This is a genomic window from Variovorax frigidus (assembly GCF_051216515.1).
Classification (GTDB): domain Bacteria; phylum Pseudomonadota; class Gammaproteobacteria; order Burkholderiales; family Burkholderiaceae_C; genus Variovorax.
In genome coordinates this window covers 472,710-487,291 of sequence record NZ_JBPJZF010000007.1, presented here as the reverse complement: position 1 = coordinate 487,291, position 14,582 = coordinate 472,710, and the positions used below count along the sequence as shown (strand labels likewise).

Here is a 14,582-nt window from a genome sequence, read left to right as displayed (position 1 = left end):
ATCGCAGCAAGTGTACTTCTTCTCTCGTATTTGAGTCGCTAAACTCCGATCGCCTTGCGTCAGCAGGCAGTCAGTTGAACACTCAAATCAGGGAATGAAAATGCAAAAAAATCGCTTTATCCAAATCGCCGCGCTGGTCGCGGCCGGTGTCCTCGCTCAGGGCGCTTTCGCCGCCACGGACGGCACCATCAACTTCACGGGCGACATCGTCGATGCGCCTTGCTCGATCGCGGCCGGCAGTCAGAACCTCAGCGTGCCGCTGGGCAAGGTCGCGCGCACGGCCTTCGACGGCGCAACCGCCGGCACCGCAACGGTGGGCAAGAAAGCCTCGGCACCTGCCAAGTTCTCCATCGACCTGCTGGGCTGCGGCGCGACCGCCAAGGGCGCGACCGTGACCTTCTCGGGCACGGCAGATGCCGATGACGCCACCAACCTGCGCCTGTCCAGTTCCGGCCAGGCCGGCGCAGCTTCCGCTTCGGGCGTGGCGATCGAGCTGGGCGATTCGGCCGGCACCAAGATCGCGCTGGGCACGGCCTCGAGTCAGTACACGCTGGGCACGGGCGACAACTCGCTCAAGTTCCAGGCGGTGTATGTGGCGACCAAGGCTGCGGTGACCACCGGTCCGGCCAACGCGACCGCGCAATTCACGGTCAACTACAAGTAACCGTGTCGACGGTGGCCGCCTCGGCCGGCTGCTGAAGCGACCACCGCTTCGGGGCCGGCCGGTGCCGGCCTTTCTCTCCTCGCTCTTCATCTCTTTGTTCGGCTGTGCCTGCGTGTGCTGCCGAGCGGGCCAACGCGCGCCGCATGCGCTTCGCCCGGACCCAGGACTCTTCCATGTGCAGCAACCATCGCTTTCGCTGGGCCCTCGCTTTCCTGCTGATGCTGGGCCTCCAGTGGCCCGCCGGTGCCGGCGTGACGCTCGGCGGCACGCGCGTGATCCTCGGCGAGAAGGACCGCGAGGCCTCCATTCCGGTCAAGAACACCGGCACCTCGCCCTATGTGATTCAGGCCTGGATCGACGCCGGCGAAGGCCGCAACAAGACACCCTTGCTGGTCACGCCGCCGTTGTCGCGGCTGGATCCGGGCATGGAGAACATCCTGCGCATCCTGCGCGTGGCCGGCGAGCTGCCGGCCGACCGCGAGTCGGTGTTCTGGCTCAACGTCAAGGAGATTCCCGAGAAGTCGGCCGAGGAGAACGTGCTGCAGATTGCGGTGCGCAGCCGCATCAAGCTGTTCTACCGGCCCGCGAAACTGGTCGGCAGGCCCACGGAGTCGCGCGCCCAGCTCACCTGGGCCGTCGGTCCTGATGCGCAAGGCCGGGGCGCGGTGCTCAAGGTCGGCAACCCCACGGCCTACCACGTGACCTTCACCGCGCTGAACATCAACGCCGGCCAGCAGCAGATCAATGCCGACATGGTGCCGCCCTTCGGCGAGATGGCCTATCCGCTGACCGCCGTCAAGGCGCCGCAGCCGGTTCAGGTGAACTTCACCACGCTCAACGACTATGGGGGCGAGACGCCCGAGGAGCGCGTTCAGGTGCCTGAGGGCGACAAGCCCGTGGCGGTGAAAGCCGAACTCGTGCCGGCCCCCGAGAAGCGCTGAGGCCCGATTGCCATGCGTCCGCCCGCTCTCCACGCCCCGTACCGGCGCGCGCTGTGCGCCGCCCTGCTCGGCACGCTAGGCGCGTCCGGCCTTGCCCAGCAGCCGCAGGCGGCGGCATCGAATTTCAACGAAGACTTCCTGAGCATCGGCGGCGACCAGTCGCATGCCGACCTGTCGCTGTTCTCCTTCGGCAACCGCGTGCTTGCCGGCCAGTACCGGGTCGACGTCTCGCTCAACGAGCGTGGCGCCGGCCAAGCCGACATCCGCTTCGTCGAGAAAGAGGGCAAGGGCGACGCCGTGCCCTGCCTCACGCGCCGCATGCTCGACGACTGGGGCGTCAATGTGGCGGTGTTCCCCGCGCTGGTGGCCGCGAGCGACGAGGCCTGCGTCGACCTGGGCGCGGCGATCCCCGATGCCAGCTTCAGCTACGACGGCGGCAAGCAACGCCTGTTCGTGAGCATCCCGCAAGCGGCGCTCAAGCGCTCGGCGCGCGGCGCGGTCGGGCCGGAGAAATGGGACCGGGGCATCACCGCGGGCATGCTCGACTACCAATTCAACTTCGCGCGCTACAGCGGCGACAACTACCGCAACGACACGAAGCCTTCGAGCACGCCGCAGAACGTGTTCGACGGCAACCCCTTCGACGATCGCACCAAAGCCCTGCAGCGCAACACGCTGTTCGCGGGCCTGCGCGCGGGCTTCAACTACGGCGACTGGCGCTTTCGGCACTTCTCGACCTACAGCCGCGGCATCGACGGCCAGGGCCGCTGGCAGGCGGTCAACAGCTATGCGCAGCGCGACCTGGCCTCGATCCAGGGCCAACTGCTGATCGGCGACGGCAGCACGCCGGGCAACTTCTTCGACAGCCTGCCGTTTCGCGGCGTGCAAGTCGCCTCCGACGATGCGATGCTGCCCGACAGCCAGCAGGGCTACGCGCCCACCATCCGCGGCGTCGCGCAGACCAATGCCCGCGTGACGGTGCGCCAGAACGGCTACCTGGTCTACAGCACCTTCGTGGCGCCGGGCGCCTTCGTGATCGACGACCTGTACCCCACCGCCTCGAGCGGCGACCTCGAGGTGACCGTCACCGAAGCCGACGGCCGCGAGGCGAAATACATCCAGGCCTTCTCGGCCGTGCCCACGCTGCTGCGCGAAGGCACCTGGCGCTACTCGGCCACCGTCGGGCGCTACCGCAACAACTACGACGGCCATGTGATCGGTGCGCGGCCCTCGCTGGCGCAGCCGACCTTCATGCAGGCGACGCTGGCGCGCGGGCTGGGCCGGGATTTCACGCTCTACGGCGGCTTGCTGGCCGCGAGCATGTACCAGTCGGTGCTCTTGGGCATGGGCAAGAACCTGCGCGACTTCGGCGCCGTGTCGGTCGACCTCTCGAGCGCGTACACCACCGACCGCACGCCCCTCAACGGCGAGAAGCGCTTCGACGGGCAGTCGCTGCGCTTCCTCTATTCGAAGTCCTTTCTCGACCTGGGCACCAACTTCCGCGTGGCGGGCTACCGCTATTCGACCAGCGGCTTCCGCACCTTCCAGGAAGCCGTGCAGATGCAGGACCTGCAGCCCTTCGAGGCCTTCAACAGCCGCCGCAACGAGCTGCGCTTCGAGCTCTCGCAGCAGATCGGCGACAAGGGGTCGGTGTTCGCCTCGGCGCGCCAGCAAAGCTACTGGGGCACCAATGCCAAGGACCGGCTGGTGCAGGTGGGTTACTCGGGCACCTACAGACAGTTCGGCTACAGCGTCTTCTACAACCAGACCAGCAGCCTGAATCGTCCGCCGTTGCGCCAGCTGACGTTCACCTTGAGCATTCCGCTGGGCGACACGCGGGCCAGTGCGCAATACACGGCCACGCGCGACGACACTGGCCGCGTGAACCAGCAGGCCAGCCTCTACGGCTCGGTCTTCGACGACAGCCGCCTGAACTACAACGTGACGGCCGGCAGCACGAACCAGGGCGGCGGCAGCACCGGCAGCGGCAGCGCGAGCTACCTGTCGCCGGTCGGCCGCTTCGACCTGGGCCATTCGCAGGGCCGGGGCTATGGCCAGAGCAACTTCGGCATGGCCGGGGGCATGCTGTTCCATGGCGGCGGCCTCACGCTGTCGCAGCCGCTGGGCGAGACCATCGGCCTGGTGCAGGCGCCCAAGGCGCAGGGCGTGGGCGTCGAGTCCCAGACCGGCGTGGCGACCGACAGTGCCGGCCATGCGGTGATTCCCAACCTCACGCCGTACCGGGTGAACCGCGTGGCGCTGCGCACCGCCGACCTGGGCGACACGGTGGAGGTCAAGAACGCGGTGACCGAAGTGGTGCCCACGCGCGGCGCGGTGGTGGTCGCGAAGTTCGAAACCTCGGTCGGCTACCGCCTGCTGATGACGCTGAGCGATCAGAAGGGCCGTGCGCTGCCGCTGGGCTCGAGGATCGAGAGCGAGGCGGGCCAGGAGGTCGGCATCGTCGGGCCGGAGGGCCAGGCCTTCGTGACGGGCGCGGGCCAGAGCGGACGGCTGACCGTGCGCTGGGGGCAGGGTGCGAGCGACCAGTGTGTCGTGCCTTACAGCCTGCCGGAAGAGGCGACGCCGCCGCCGATCCGTGAGTTGAAGGGGCAGTGTGCACAAACGAGAGTGGATGAGATGTCAGCCAAGGAGGTGAAATGACGCATACCAGAAACGACAGCGACGGATTCGCTCGCTTGCAGCGGTTCCTGCGTGGCACTGTGCCGGTCATGGTGATGCTGCTGGGCTCGCAGGGGGCCTGGGCCGCGTGCACGGCCATTCCGGGTGTCACGGGGAAAGTCATCGACATGGACATGGGGAAAGTGTTGATGTCCGACGATCTGGCAATCAACACGGTCATTGCAACCAGAACCTTTGCGATCCCGGTCACCGGCGCAGCGGAGCGGCTGTGGCGCTGCCGCAATGGCGGCCGCCTCGACCAGTACATAGTGAAGGGCGCTCCGGTGCCGGGCAGTACGACCATCTATTCGACGAACGTTCCCGGTGTGGGCATCCGCTTGTCGGTCAAGTACGCGTCAGCGCAGGCGTATGGCTACTATCCGGGCCAGACGGGGATTCAAGGCAATGTGGATGCCGGCGTCGCTGCAGGTGCCGAGTTCAGGGTGGAGTTGATCAAGACCGCCGCAGAGACCGGCAAAGGTCCATTGTCCTCCGGGGATTACTCCCTCATCGTGGGCGACGGTGACGTCATCCAGTCGATGATCACCACCAGGCTCTCCGGCAGCGGCACCACCCTCCTCACCCCCTCCTGCGCGGTCGACGCAGGCTCGCGCAACATCCCGGTGGATTTCGGCAAGGTGGCGCTGAGCGATTTCAAGGGCCGGGGCAGCACGGCGCGCGATCGCAACTTCAACATCCGGCTGAACTGCCAAATGAAGCCGAACACGGTGCAGATCCGGATGGACGCGACGGCCGACCCCGCGAACGTGGATGGCGTGCTGCGCATCACCCAGGCGGCCGCCGGCACGAACACGGCGGGGGGCGTCGGCATCCAGATCCTGAACGGCCGCACGAAGACGGCGGTCAATTTCGGCGACACCGTGGACGTGGGGCCCTCGGTCGCTGCCGGCTACGTGCTGCCCTACACCGCGCGCTACTACCAGACCGGCAACGCAGTGACACCGGGCCAGGCCAACGGCACGGCCACCTTCACGCTCGACTACAGGTAGGCGGAAGCCGCAGCCTCAGAACGTGTGAAGGAACCGTCGCGAGCGCGCCGAGCCTGCCAGGGCCGAGTTCTGGAGCGGAGCCGCACTCTCGTGCGGTGAGCACCGCAGACGCGGGATCGGGGTGCGCAGCAGGTTCATTCACACGTTCTCAGCGGGGCACTCGCTCGCGCAACTCGCGCTTGAGCACCTTGCCGATCGCGCTGCGCGGCAGCTCGTCGATGAAGTGCAACTGCGCCAGCCGCTGCGTCTTGCCGAACTGGGCGTTGGCCCATGACAGCAGGGCGTCCTCGGTGGTGGTGTCGCCTTCGCGGCGCACCACGAAGGCGATCGGTGTCTCGCCCCACTGTTCGGAGGGTACGCCGATCACCGCCACGTCGGCCACGGCCGCATGGCCGCGCAGCACGGCCTCGAGGTCGCTCGGGTAGATGTTGAAGCCGCCGCTGATGATCAGGTCCTTCTTGCGGTCGAACAGCGTGAGGAAGCCGTCGGCATCGAAGCGGCCCACGTCGCCGGTGCGGATGAAGCGCTTGCCCGTGGCGTCGAACCACTCGGCCTCGCGCGTCTTCTCGGGCTGGCGGTGGTAGCCGGTCATCATGCCGCCCGAGTGGCCCACGACCTCGCCGGCCGCTTCGGTGTCGTGGCGCGGGAGTTCGTGGCCTTCCTCGTCGATGAGCCGGATGTCGCTGCCCTCGGCGGGCTGGCCCACGGTGTGCAGCTTGGTCGGATGCAGGTGCGCTTCGAGCACGCAGGTGCCGCCGCCTTCGGTCATGCCGTAGAACTCGATGAGCCCACCGGGCCAGCGCTTCAGCACGTCGGCCTTGAGTGCCGCGTTGAAAGGCGCGCTGGTGCTGAACTTGAAGCGGTACGACGAGAGGTCGTGCGCATCGAACGCCGGGTGCGCCATCAGGCGCTGGTACTGCACCGGCACGAGCATGGTGTGCGTCACTCGGTGCCGTTCGGCCAGCTGCAGATAGCCGAGCGCGTCGAACTTGGGCATCAGCAGCACGCAGCCGCCCAGGGCCAGCGTGGGGAAGAACACCACCAGCGTGGTGTTGGAGTACAGCGGCGTCGACAGCAACGTGACGGTGTCGGGGCCGTACCCGTACTTCGCGCCGCGCTGCACATGGGCCCAGCGCATGCCGTGGCCCTGCACGATGCCCTTGGGTTCGCCGGTGGTGCCCGAGGAATAGATGATGTTGAAGGGCCATGCGGGCTGCACGTCGACGGGCGCGGGCAGCGTGCCGATCGGTGCGAGCCAGGCGTCAAGGCCGAGGCCCACGTCAGAGCCGTCGAGCGCCACGCGCGCGATGCCGCCGGCCTGCGCGGGGCCGATCACCTCCGCCGCCGAAGCGTCGCTGAACAGGAGGCGTGCATCGGCGTCCGAAATCATGCGGGCCAGGCTGGCCGGCGTGGAGCCGGGGGCGAGCGGTGCCACCGCGATGCCGGCGCGCAGCGCGCCCAGGAACACCGCGGCGTAGTGCACCGACGAGGCAGCGCAGATCGCGATGGCATCGCCGGCCTGGAGCCCGTCGCGCTGCAGGCTGGCGGCGATGCGGTCCATCAAGGCGTCGAGCGCGCGGTAGTCGAGCGTGTGCGTGGCGTCGGCGAGCGCCGGACGCTCGGGCGTGTGTTGCGCATGGAGGCGAACCCGATCGGCGATGGCAACGAAATCGCGTTCCATCGACGCTTGAATGGCGGGGTGTGTTTGCAAGTCAGTCCTTCATCATCTGGGTCCGCCGCCAGGATAGTGAAGGCGCACCGTTTACGGTGAGCCGCACGCGACGCCGCCGCCGCTCCGCGCCAACAGGCTTACACGCCGGCCGCGTGCGCCTGCTCGTCGGCGTGGTAGCTCGAACGCACCATCGCGCCCACGGCCGCGTGGCTGAAGCCCATCTTGTAGGCCTCTTCCTCGAACATCTTGAAGGTATCGGGATGCACGTAGCGGCGCACCGGCAGGTGCGAGTTCGAGGGCGACAGGTACTGGCCGATGGTCAGCATGTCGATGTCGTGCGCGCGCATGTCGCGCATGACCTGCAGGATCTCTTCGTCGGTCTCGCCCAGGCCGACCATGATGCCGCTCTTGGTCGGCACGTTCGGGTGCAGCGCCTTGAACTTCTTGAGCAGGTTCAGGCTGAACTGGTAGTCGCTGCCGGGGCGCGCTTCCTTGTAGAGGCGCGGCGCGGTTTCCAGGTTGTGGTTCATCACGTCCGGCGGCGCGGCCTTGAGGATCTCGAGCGCGCGGTCGTCGCGGCCGCGGAAGTCGGGCACGAGAATTTCGATCTGCGTCATCGGCGAGAGCTCGCGGATGTTCCGGATGCACTCGACGAAATGGCCGCTGCCGCCGTCGCGCAGGTCGTCGCGGTCGACGCTGGTGATCACCACGTACTTGAGGCGCAGCTTGGCGATGGTGCGTGCCAGGTTCAGCGGCTCGTCCTTGTCGAGCGGGTCGGGGCGGCCGTGGCCCACGTCGCAGAACGGGCAGCGGCGCGTGCACTTGTCGCCCATGATCATGAAGGTGGCCGTGCCCTTGCCGAAGCATTCGCCGATGTTCGGGCAGGAGGCTTCCTCGCACACCGTGTGCAGGTTGTTCTCGCGCAGGATCTGCTTGATTTCGTAGAAGCGCGTGGTCGGCGAGCCGGCCTTGACGCGGATCCATTCGGGCTTCTTGAGCACCTCGCCCTGGATCACCTTGACCGGAATGCGCGACAGCTTGGCTGCGGCCTTCTGCTTGGCCAGGGGGTTGTAGGTTTCGGCGCTCTGTGCGTCGCGAACGACTTCGGTGGTGCTCATGGCGAGATCAGGGAGCCAGGCCGGTGGCGAGCTTCTGGCTCAGCACGTGCGCGGCTTCTTCCCAGGTGGTGTGGACACCGATTGTAGAAAGATCGACGGTGCGCAGCCCTGCATAGCCGCAAGGGTTGATGCGCGAGAAGGGTTCCAGGTCCATCGCCACGTTGAAGGACACGCCGTGGTAGGTGCCGTGGCGCGCGACCTTGATGCCGAGCGCGGCGATCTTGCCGAGGCCGTGGAACGGGTCGCTGGCGGGGAAGGCGCCGGTCGACGCGGAGCCGGGGGGCGATGCCTTCAGCATCGCGTGCGAGAACGGATCGTCGAGCCGCACGTAGATGCCGGGCGAGCCGGCCACGCGATGGCCGGTCACGCCGAAGTGCGCGAGGGTGCGCAGCACCGACTCCTCGATGCGGTAGACGTACTCCTTGACGAAGTAGCCCGCGCGCCGCAGATCGATCAGCGGATAGGCCACCACCTGGCCCGGGCCGTGGTAGGTGACCTGGCCGCCGCGGTCGGTCTGCACCACCGGGATGTCGCCGGGGTTCAGCAGGTGGTCGGCCTTGCCGGCCAGGCCCTGCGTGTAGACGCCCGGGTGTTCGCAGATCCACAGCGCATCGGGCGTGTCGACGCCACGTCCGGTCGCGAACGCGCGCATCGCCTCGTAGCTCTCGAGGTAGTCGATGTGGCCCAGCAGCGTTGCTGCCAGGGCCGGGCGCGCGAGCGCCTCGAGGGTCACAGCACCACCTTGACCATCGGATGCGTGGACAGGGTGCGGTAGATTTCGTCGAGCTGCTCGCGGCTGGTGGCCGTCACGTTGAGCGTCACGCCCAGGTAGTTGCCGGCCTTGCTGGTGCGAAGCTCGATGGTGGCTGCGTCGAAGGTGGGATCGAAGCGTTCGGCCACCTGCGTGACCGCGTGCACGAAGCCGTCCACCTTGGGGCCCATCACCTTGATGGGGAAGATCGAGGGGTATTCGATCAGCGACTCCGTCGGGGTGGCGGAGGGGGTGGTCGTGGGGTCGACTGCAGAGGGCGGTGTGGTCGTCATGGAAGGAAGGCGAGTGTGTCAAGCAAGTGAAGTTCCCTGCTGACCTGCTTGGTCATGGCGGAACGGGAGGGGTTTTTACTTATAATCAATGGCTTTGTAAAATTCAGCAGCCTTCGGTGACTGGTGGTGCACATTCAAATGACGACAAGCACTCCTGAATCCGAGATGGATGTCGAAGACTCCGATTTCAAGCCGCTCACCGCCGAACAGGCGCAGCAGCTGCGTGAAGCCAATCCCGAACCTTCGCCCTGGTGGGTGATCGTGGCCCAGGTGGTCGCAGGAATGGTCGTGGCAGGCATCGGCTGGGGATGGACGGGTCGACCGGTGGTCGGCATGTCCGCACTTTACGGGGCATTGGCGGTGGCCATTCCGGCGGCGTTGTTTGTCCGGGGTGTCTTCGCGGGTACGAGGAGGGGTGCATCACAGGATGCACCTGCATCGGCTGCGATGCTGAGGTTTTTTGTCTGGGAGCTGATCAAGCTGGCGCTGACCATTGCCTTTCTGGCGGCGGCGCCCTGGGTGATCGGCGACCTGAGCTGGCTGGCGATGCTCCTGGGCGTCGTGGTGGCGCTGAAAATGTACTGGGTGGCCCTTGTGGTGCGGCCCAGATTGTTGAACCGGATTGATTCTTTAAAGAGACGCTGAAAGATGGCCGCAGAAGGACACGCACCGACCGCGAGTGAATACATCGTTCACCATTTGCAGCATTGGCAGGTGAACTGGAATCTCGAGCCGGTCACCCAGAAAGCCATTGTTGACTTCAACGTCATCAACCTCGACTCGGTGCTCTACGCACTGGCGATCGGCGTCATCGGCTGCTTCGTGCTGTGGCTCGCCGCGCGCAAGGCGACCGCCGGCGTGCCAGGCCGCTTCCAGGCCGCCGTCGAGATCCTGGTCGAGATGGTCGACAGCCAGGCCAAGGCCAACGTGCGCAACGCGCAGAGTCGCAAGTTCATTGCACCGCTCGCGCTGACCGTGTTCGTCTGGATCTTCCTGCTGAACGCCATGGACATGCTGCCGGTCGACCTGCTGCCTGCGCTCTGGGCCAAGTTCCACGAAGCCACCGGCGGCGACCCGCACCACGCCTACATGCGTGTCGTGCCGACCGCCGACCTCTCGACCACGCTGGGTCTGTCGACCTCCGTGCTGCTGCTGTGCCTGTTCTACAGCATCAAGGTCAAGGGCCTGGGCGGCTGGGGCCACGAGCTGATCACGGCTCCGTTCGGCGCGCATCCCGTGCTGTGGCCCATCAACCTGCTGATGCAGGTCATCGAATACCTCGCCAAGACCGTCTCCCACGGCATGCGGCTGTTCGGCAACATGTACGCCGGCGAACTCGTCTTCATGCTGATCGCACTGATGGGTGGCGCGATGGCAGCTTCGTTCTCGGGTGTGATGCTGCCTGTCGGGCACATCATTGCCGGAACCGTCTGGGCGATCTTCCACATCCTGGTGATCACGCTGCAGGCATTCATTTTCATGATGCTGACACTCATCTACTTGGGTCAGGCGCATGAGGGCCACTAGGCCTGGTTAACGCTTCCGCTTTTCGTTTTTTCTTCGCTTTCAATCTGTAATCTAAGGAGTCATCATGGCAAACATTCTCGGTCTCGTCGCTCTGGCATGTGGTTTGATCGTCGGTCTCGGCGCGATCGGTGCTTCCATCGGTATCGCACTGATGGGCGGCAAGTTCCTCGAATCGTCGGCACGTCAACCCGAACTCATGAATGACCTGCAAACCAAGATGTTCATCTTGGCCGGTCTGATCGACGCTGCCTTCCTGATCGGTGTGGCCATCGCCCTGCTGTTCGCCTTCGCCAACCCGTTTGCCGCGACCTTCCTGGCCAACCTGCCCAAGTAAGTCCCGTTCAACGCCACTCTAGAAAGGTGTTGCCGTGAGTATCAACGCGACCCTGTTCGTTCAGGCCATCGTCTTCCTGCTGCTGGTGCTGTTCACGATGAAATTCGTGTGGCCGCCCATCGCGAAGGCGCTGGATGACCGTGCACAAAAGATCGCCGCGGGCCTGGCGGCCGCCGAGAAGGCCAAGGCGGAACTCGCTTCGGCCAACCAGCGCGTCGAGCAGGAACTGGTGAAGTCTCGTCATGAGACGACCAACCTGCTGGCCGACGCCGAGCGCCGCGCCCAGCAAATCGTCGAAGAGGCCAAGGGCCGTGCCACCGTGGAGGCCAACAAGATCGTGGTCGCCGCGCAGGCCGAAGCCGAACAGCAATCGGTGCGTGCCCGTGAGGTCTTGCGCGAGCAAGTCGCCGCGCTGGCCGTCAAGGGTGCCGAGCAGATTCTCCGCAAGGAAGTCAATGCCGGCGTCCACGCCGACCTGCTCGACCGCCTGAAGACCGAGCTCTGAGGACGCCATGGCCGAACTTGCCACCATCGCCCGTCCGTACGCCGAAGCGCTGTTCAAGGCCTCGGCCGGTGACCTCGCAGGCGCGGCCGGCTGGCTCGACCAGCTCGCCGCCGTTGCCGGAAATCCGCAACTGCTGCAGTTCGCCGCCGACCCGAAGGTCGCGCCCGAACAGGTGTTCGACCTCGTGTCCGGTTTCGTGTCGCAGGGCTTGCCGGAGAACGGCAAGAATTTCCTGCGCACCGTGATCGACAACGGTCGACTCGCCGCATTGCCCGAGGTCGCTGTCCAGTTCCGTCTTCTGAAGAACGCCCAGAGCGGCGCTTCGGATGCCGTGATCTACAGCGCCTTCCCCATCGACGAAGCCGGTCTGCGCACCGTGGCGGAGTCGCTGGAGCGCCGCTTCGGCCGCAAGCTGAACACGCGCGTCGAACTGGATCCGTCGCTGATCGGCGGCATCCGCGCCGTGGTGGGCGATGAAGTCCTCGACACGTCCGTCAAGGCGCGTCTCGAGCAAATGAAAGCAGCGCTCACCGCTTGATGCGGCGAGGCGGTTGGCCCCATTTATTGAAAGAAGGAAAGAGTCATGCAACTCAATCCCGCAGAAATTTCCGAACTGATCAAGAGCCGTATCGAGGGTCTTGGTGTCAGCGCTGACATTCGCAATCAAGGCACCGTGGTGTCGGTGACCGACGGCATCGTGCGCGTGCACGGCCTGTCGGACGCGATGCAAGGCGAAATGCTGGAGTTCACCCCCACCGCCGACGGCACGCCGTCGTACGGCCTGGCGCTGAACCTCGAGCGCGACTCGGTCGGCGCCGTGATTCTGGGCGAGTACGAGCACATCTCCGAAGGCGACACCGTGAAGTGCACGGGCCGCATCCTGGAAGTGCCGGTCGGCCCCGAGCTGATCGGCCGCGTGGTGAATGCACTGGGCCAGCCGATCGACGGCAAGGGTCCCATCAACGCCAAGATGACCGACGTGATCGAAAAGGTCGCACCGGGCGTGATCGCACGGAAGTCCGTCGACCAGCCCCTGCAGACCGGTCTGAAGTCGATCGACTCCATGGTGCCGATCGGCCGCGGTCAGCGCGAACTGATCATCGGCGACCGCCAGACCGGCAAGACCGCCGTGGCGATCGACGCGATCATCAACCAGAAGGGCCAGGGCGTGACCTGCGTCTACGTCGCGATCGGCCAGAAGGCTTCGTCGATCAAGAACGTGGTGCGCGCGCTCGAACAAGCCGGTGCCATGGACTACACGATCGTGGTCGCCGCCTCGGCTTCGGAATCGGCCGCGATGCAGTACGTGTCGGCCTACTCCGGCTGCACGATGGGCGAGTACTTCCGCGACCGCGGCGAAGACGCCCTGATCGTGTACGACGACCTGTCCAAGCAAGCCGTGGCCTACCGTCAGGTCTCGCTGCTGCTGCGCCGCCCGCCAGGCCGCGAAGCCTACCCCGGCGACGTGTTCTATCTCCACTCGCGTCTGCTCGAGCGCGCCGCTCGCGTGAACGCCGACTACGTCGAAGCCTTCACCAAGGGTGAAGTCAAGGGCAAGACCGGTTCGCTGACCGCACTGCCGATCATTGAAACGCAGGCCGGCGACGTGTCCGCCTTCGTGCCGACCAACGTGATCTCGATCACCGACGGCCAGATCTTCCTGGAAACCTCGCTGTTCAACGCAGGCATCCGCCCCGCCATCAACGCCGGTATCTCGGTGTCGCGCGTGGGTTCGTCGGCTCAGACGAAGATCATCAAGAGCCTGTCCGGCGGTATCCGTACCGACCTGGCCCAGTACCGTGAACTGGCTGCGTTCGCGCAGTTCGCTTCCGACCTGGACGAAGCCACCCGCAAGCAGCTCGACCGCGGTGCCCGCGTGACCGAACTGCTCAAGCAGGCCCAGTACAGCCCGCTGCCCATCTCGCTGATGGGTGCCACGCTGTTCGCGGTGAACAAGGGCTTCATGGACGATCTAGACATCAAGAAGGTGTTGCCCTTCGAGCACGGTCTGCATCAGTTCCTGAAGACCAGCCACGCTGCGCTGCTCGACAAGGTCGAGAAGGCCAAGGCGCTCGACAAGGACGCCGAGGCTGAGCTGACCGCTGCCATCACGACGTTCAAGAAGTCGTTCGCCTGATGGCGCTCGACACCAAGGCTTAAGGAGCATCTATGGCAGCCGGTAAGGAAATCCGCGGCAAGATCAAATCGGTGGAGAACACCAAGAAGATCACCAAGGCCATGGAGATGGTCTCGGTGTCCAAGATGCGCAAGGCGCAGGAGCGCATGCGCGCCGCGCGCCCGTACAGCGAGAAGATCCGCACCATCGCGGCGAACCTGGGTCAGGCGAACCCCGAGTACGTGCACCCGTTCATGAAGACGAACGACGCGAAGGCGATCGGCTTCATCGTGGTGACCAGCGACAAGGGCCTGTGCGGCGGGTTGAACACCAACCTGCTGCGCGCGGTCACGGCGCGCCTGCGCGAAGCGCAGGCTGCCGGTCAGGCGATCGAGACGGTGGCGATCGGCGGACGCGGTCTGGGTTTTCTCAACCGCATCGGCGCCCGCGTGGTCGCGCATGTCACCCAACTGGGCGACACGCCGCATCTCGACAAGCTGATCGGACCGGTCAAGACCCTGCTCGACGCTTACGCGGAAGGCAAGCTCTCGGCGGTGTATCTCTGCTACACGAAGTTCATCAACACGATCAAGCAAGAGCCGACGGTGGAGCAACTGCTGCCGCTGGCCGCTGAATCGCTGAAGGTCGAGCCGGGTCAGCATTCGTGGGATTACATCTACGAGCCGAACGCGGAAAGCGTGATCGACGAACTTCTGGTGCGCTATGTGGAGTCGCTGGCCTACCAGGCCGTGGCCGAGAACATGGCGTCCGAGCACTCGGCGCGCATGGTGGCCATGAAGGCCGCGACCGACAACGCAGGCAACGTGATCGCCGAACTCAAGCTGGTCTACAACAAGACCCGCCAGGCCGGCATCACCAAAGAGCTGTCGGAAATCGTGTCGGGCGCTGCGGCGGCCGCCGGCGTCTGAGGCTTCCTCGACGTCACCCAGATTCAAAAATTAATTGGAGCAG

General features: G+C 65.6%; 15 protein-coding genes. 11 read left to right on the top strand and 4 right to left on the bottom strand.

Annotated features, from left to right (window positions below):
* The first annotated feature begins 100 nt into the window (after positions 1 to 100).
* From ACSFBC_RS22935 to ACSFBC_RS22920, 4 genes are all read left to right on the top strand, one after another.
* Entirely contained in the window at positions 101 to 664 is a 564-nt protein-coding gene (locus ACSFBC_RS22935; protein WP_435512642.1) for a fimbrial protein, read from the top strand.
* A gap of 173 nt (positions 665 to 837) precedes the next feature.
* Positions 838 to 1,605, top strand: coding sequence for a fimbrial biogenesis chaperone (locus ACSFBC_RS22930; RefSeq protein ID WP_435512641.1), 768 nt, complete (start codon positions 838 to 840; stop codon positions 1,603 to 1,605).
* A gap of 12 nt (positions 1,606 to 1,617) precedes the next feature.
* On the top strand, positions 1,618 to 4,266 hold the full coding sequence (locus ACSFBC_RS22925) for a fimbria/pilus outer membrane usher protein (RefSeq protein WP_435512640.1): 2,649 nt from the start codon (positions 1,618 to 1,620) through the stop codon (positions 4,264 to 4,266).
* On the top strand, positions 4,263 to 5,294 hold the full coding sequence (locus tag ACSFBC_RS22920) for a fimbrial protein (protein WP_435512639.1): 1,032 nt from the start codon (positions 4,263 to 4,265) through the stop codon (positions 5,292 to 5,294). Before ACSFBC_RS22925 ends, ACSFBC_RS22920 begins: the two co-directional genes overlap by 4 nt.
* Positions 5,295 to 5,442: 148 nt before the next feature.
* Here the strand turns inward: ACSFBC_RS22920 and ACSFBC_RS22915 are convergent, their stop codons facing one another.
* From ACSFBC_RS22915 to ACSFBC_RS22900, 4 genes are all read right to left on the bottom strand, one after another.
* Positions 5,443 to 6,975 (bottom strand): class I adenylate-forming enzyme family protein, encoded by a 1,533-nt coding sequence (locus ACSFBC_RS22915; protein WP_435512638.1) that lies wholly within the window; start codon positions 6,973 to 6,975, stop codon positions 5,443 to 5,445.
* Positions 6,976 to 7,103: 128 nt separating this feature from the next.
* Complete coding sequence (lipA, locus tag ACSFBC_RS22910) at positions 7,104 to 8,084, bottom strand: lipoyl synthase (protein WP_183024187.1); 981 nt, start codon at positions 8,082 to 8,084, stop codon at positions 7,104 to 7,106.
* A 7-nt stretch (positions 8,085 to 8,091) separates the two neighbouring features.
* On the bottom strand, positions 8,092 to 8,817 hold the full coding sequence (gene lipB / locus ACSFBC_RS22905) for a lipoyl(octanoyl) transferase LipB (protein WP_435512637.1): 726 nt from the start codon (positions 8,815 to 8,817) through the stop codon (positions 8,092 to 8,094).
* The gene (locus ACSFBC_RS22900) at positions 8,814 to 9,128 is read right to left on the bottom strand and encodes a YbeD family protein (RefSeq protein ID WP_435512636.1); all 315 of its coding nucleotides are present in this window, start codon (positions 9,126 to 9,128) and stop codon (positions 8,814 to 8,816) included. Before ACSFBC_RS22900 ends, lipB begins: the two co-directional genes overlap by 4 nt.
* 165 nt (positions 9,129 to 9,293) lie before the next feature.
* Between ACSFBC_RS22900 and ACSFBC_RS22895 the strand changes: the two genes are divergently transcribed.
* From ACSFBC_RS22895 to atpG, 7 genes are all read left to right on the top strand, one after another.
* The gene (locus tag ACSFBC_RS22895; protein ID WP_435512635.1) at positions 9,294 to 9,773 is read left to right on the top strand and encodes an ATP synthase subunit I; all 480 of its coding nucleotides are present in this window, start codon (positions 9,294 to 9,296) and stop codon (positions 9,771 to 9,773) included.
* A 3-nt stretch (positions 9,774 to 9,776) separates the two neighbouring features.
* Positions 9,777 to 10,655 carry a F0F1 ATP synthase subunit A gene (atpB, locus tag ACSFBC_RS22890; RefSeq protein ID WP_435512634.1) on the top strand — a complete coding sequence of 293 codons (879 nt, stop codon included), beginning with the start codon at positions 9,777 to 9,779 and terminating at the stop codon, positions 10,653 to 10,655.
* 64 nt (positions 10,656 to 10,719) lie between these two features.
* Positions 10,720 to 10,989: a F0F1 ATP synthase subunit C gene (gene atpE / locus ACSFBC_RS22885; RefSeq protein WP_140844704.1), complete on the top strand. Its 270-nt coding sequence runs from the start codon at positions 10,720 to 10,722 to the stop codon at positions 10,987 to 10,989.
* A 34-nt stretch (positions 10,990 to 11,023) separates the two neighbouring features.
* Positions 11,024 to 11,494 carry a F0F1 ATP synthase subunit B gene (locus ACSFBC_RS22880; protein WP_435512633.1) on the top strand — a complete coding sequence of 157 codons (471 nt, stop codon included), beginning with the start codon at positions 11,024 to 11,026 and terminating at the stop codon, positions 11,492 to 11,494.
* A gap of 7 nt (positions 11,495 to 11,501) precedes the next feature.
* Complete coding sequence (locus ACSFBC_RS22875; RefSeq protein WP_435512632.1) at positions 11,502 to 12,032, top strand: F0F1 ATP synthase subunit delta; 531 nt, start codon at positions 11,502 to 11,504, stop codon at positions 12,030 to 12,032.
* Positions 12,033 to 12,077: 45 nt separating this feature from the next.
* The gene (gene atpA, locus ACSFBC_RS22870) at positions 12,078 to 13,631 is read left to right on the top strand and encodes a F0F1 ATP synthase subunit alpha (protein ID WP_219209326.1); all 1,554 of its coding nucleotides are present in this window, start codon (positions 12,078 to 12,080) and stop codon (positions 13,629 to 13,631) included.
* Positions 13,632 to 13,663: 32 nt separating this feature from the next.
* A complete protein-coding gene (gene atpG / locus ACSFBC_RS22865; RefSeq protein ID WP_435512631.1) occupies positions 13,664 to 14,539 on the top strand; it encodes a F0F1 ATP synthase subunit gamma in 876 nt (291 codons plus the stop codon).
* The last annotated feature ends 43 nt before the right edge of the window (positions 14,540 to 14,582 follow it).

Coding starts and splice junctions, on each gene's coding strand:
- ACSFBC_RS22935 (WP_435512642.1), top strand. CDS start 101: ATGCAAAAAAATCGCTTTATCCAAATCGCCGCGCTGGTCGCGGCCGGT.
- ACSFBC_RS22930 (WP_435512641.1), top strand. CDS start 838: ATGTGCAGCAACCATCGCTTTCGCTGGGCCCTCGCTTTCCTGCTGATG.
- ACSFBC_RS22925 (WP_435512640.1), top strand. CDS start 1,618: ATGCGTCCGCCCGCTCTCCACGCCCCGTACCGGCGCGCGCTGTGCGCC.
- ACSFBC_RS22920 (WP_435512639.1), top strand. CDS start 4,263: ATGACGCATACCAGAAACGACAGCGACGGATTCGCTCGCTTGCAGCGG.
- ACSFBC_RS22915 (WP_435512638.1), bottom strand. CDS start 6,975: ATGGAACGCGATTTCGTTGCCATCGCCGATCGGGTTCGCCTCCATGCG.
- lipA (WP_183024187.1), bottom strand. CDS start 8,084: ATGAGCACCACCGAAGTCGTTCGCGACGCACAGAGCGCCGAAACCTAC.
- ACSFBC_RS22900 (WP_435512636.1), bottom strand. CDS start 9,128: ATGACGACCACACCGCCCTCTGCAGTCGACCCCACGACCACCCCCTCC.
- ACSFBC_RS22895 (WP_435512635.1), top strand. CDS start 9,294: ATGGATGTCGAAGACTCCGATTTCAAGCCGCTCACCGCCGAACAGGCG.
- atpB (WP_435512634.1), top strand. CDS start 9,777: ATGGCCGCAGAAGGACACGCACCGACCGCGAGTGAATACATCGTTCAC.
- atpE (WP_140844704.1), top strand. CDS start 10,720: ATGGCAAACATTCTCGGTCTCGTCGCTCTGGCATGTGGTTTGATCGTC.
- ACSFBC_RS22875 (WP_435512632.1), top strand. CDS start 11,502: ATGGCCGAACTTGCCACCATCGCCCGTCCGTACGCCGAAGCGCTGTTC.
- atpA (WP_219209326.1), top strand. CDS start 12,078: ATGCAACTCAATCCCGCAGAAATTTCCGAACTGATCAAGAGCCGTATC.
- atpG (WP_435512631.1), top strand. CDS start 13,664: ATGGCAGCCGGTAAGGAAATCCGCGGCAAGATCAAATCGGTGGAGAAC.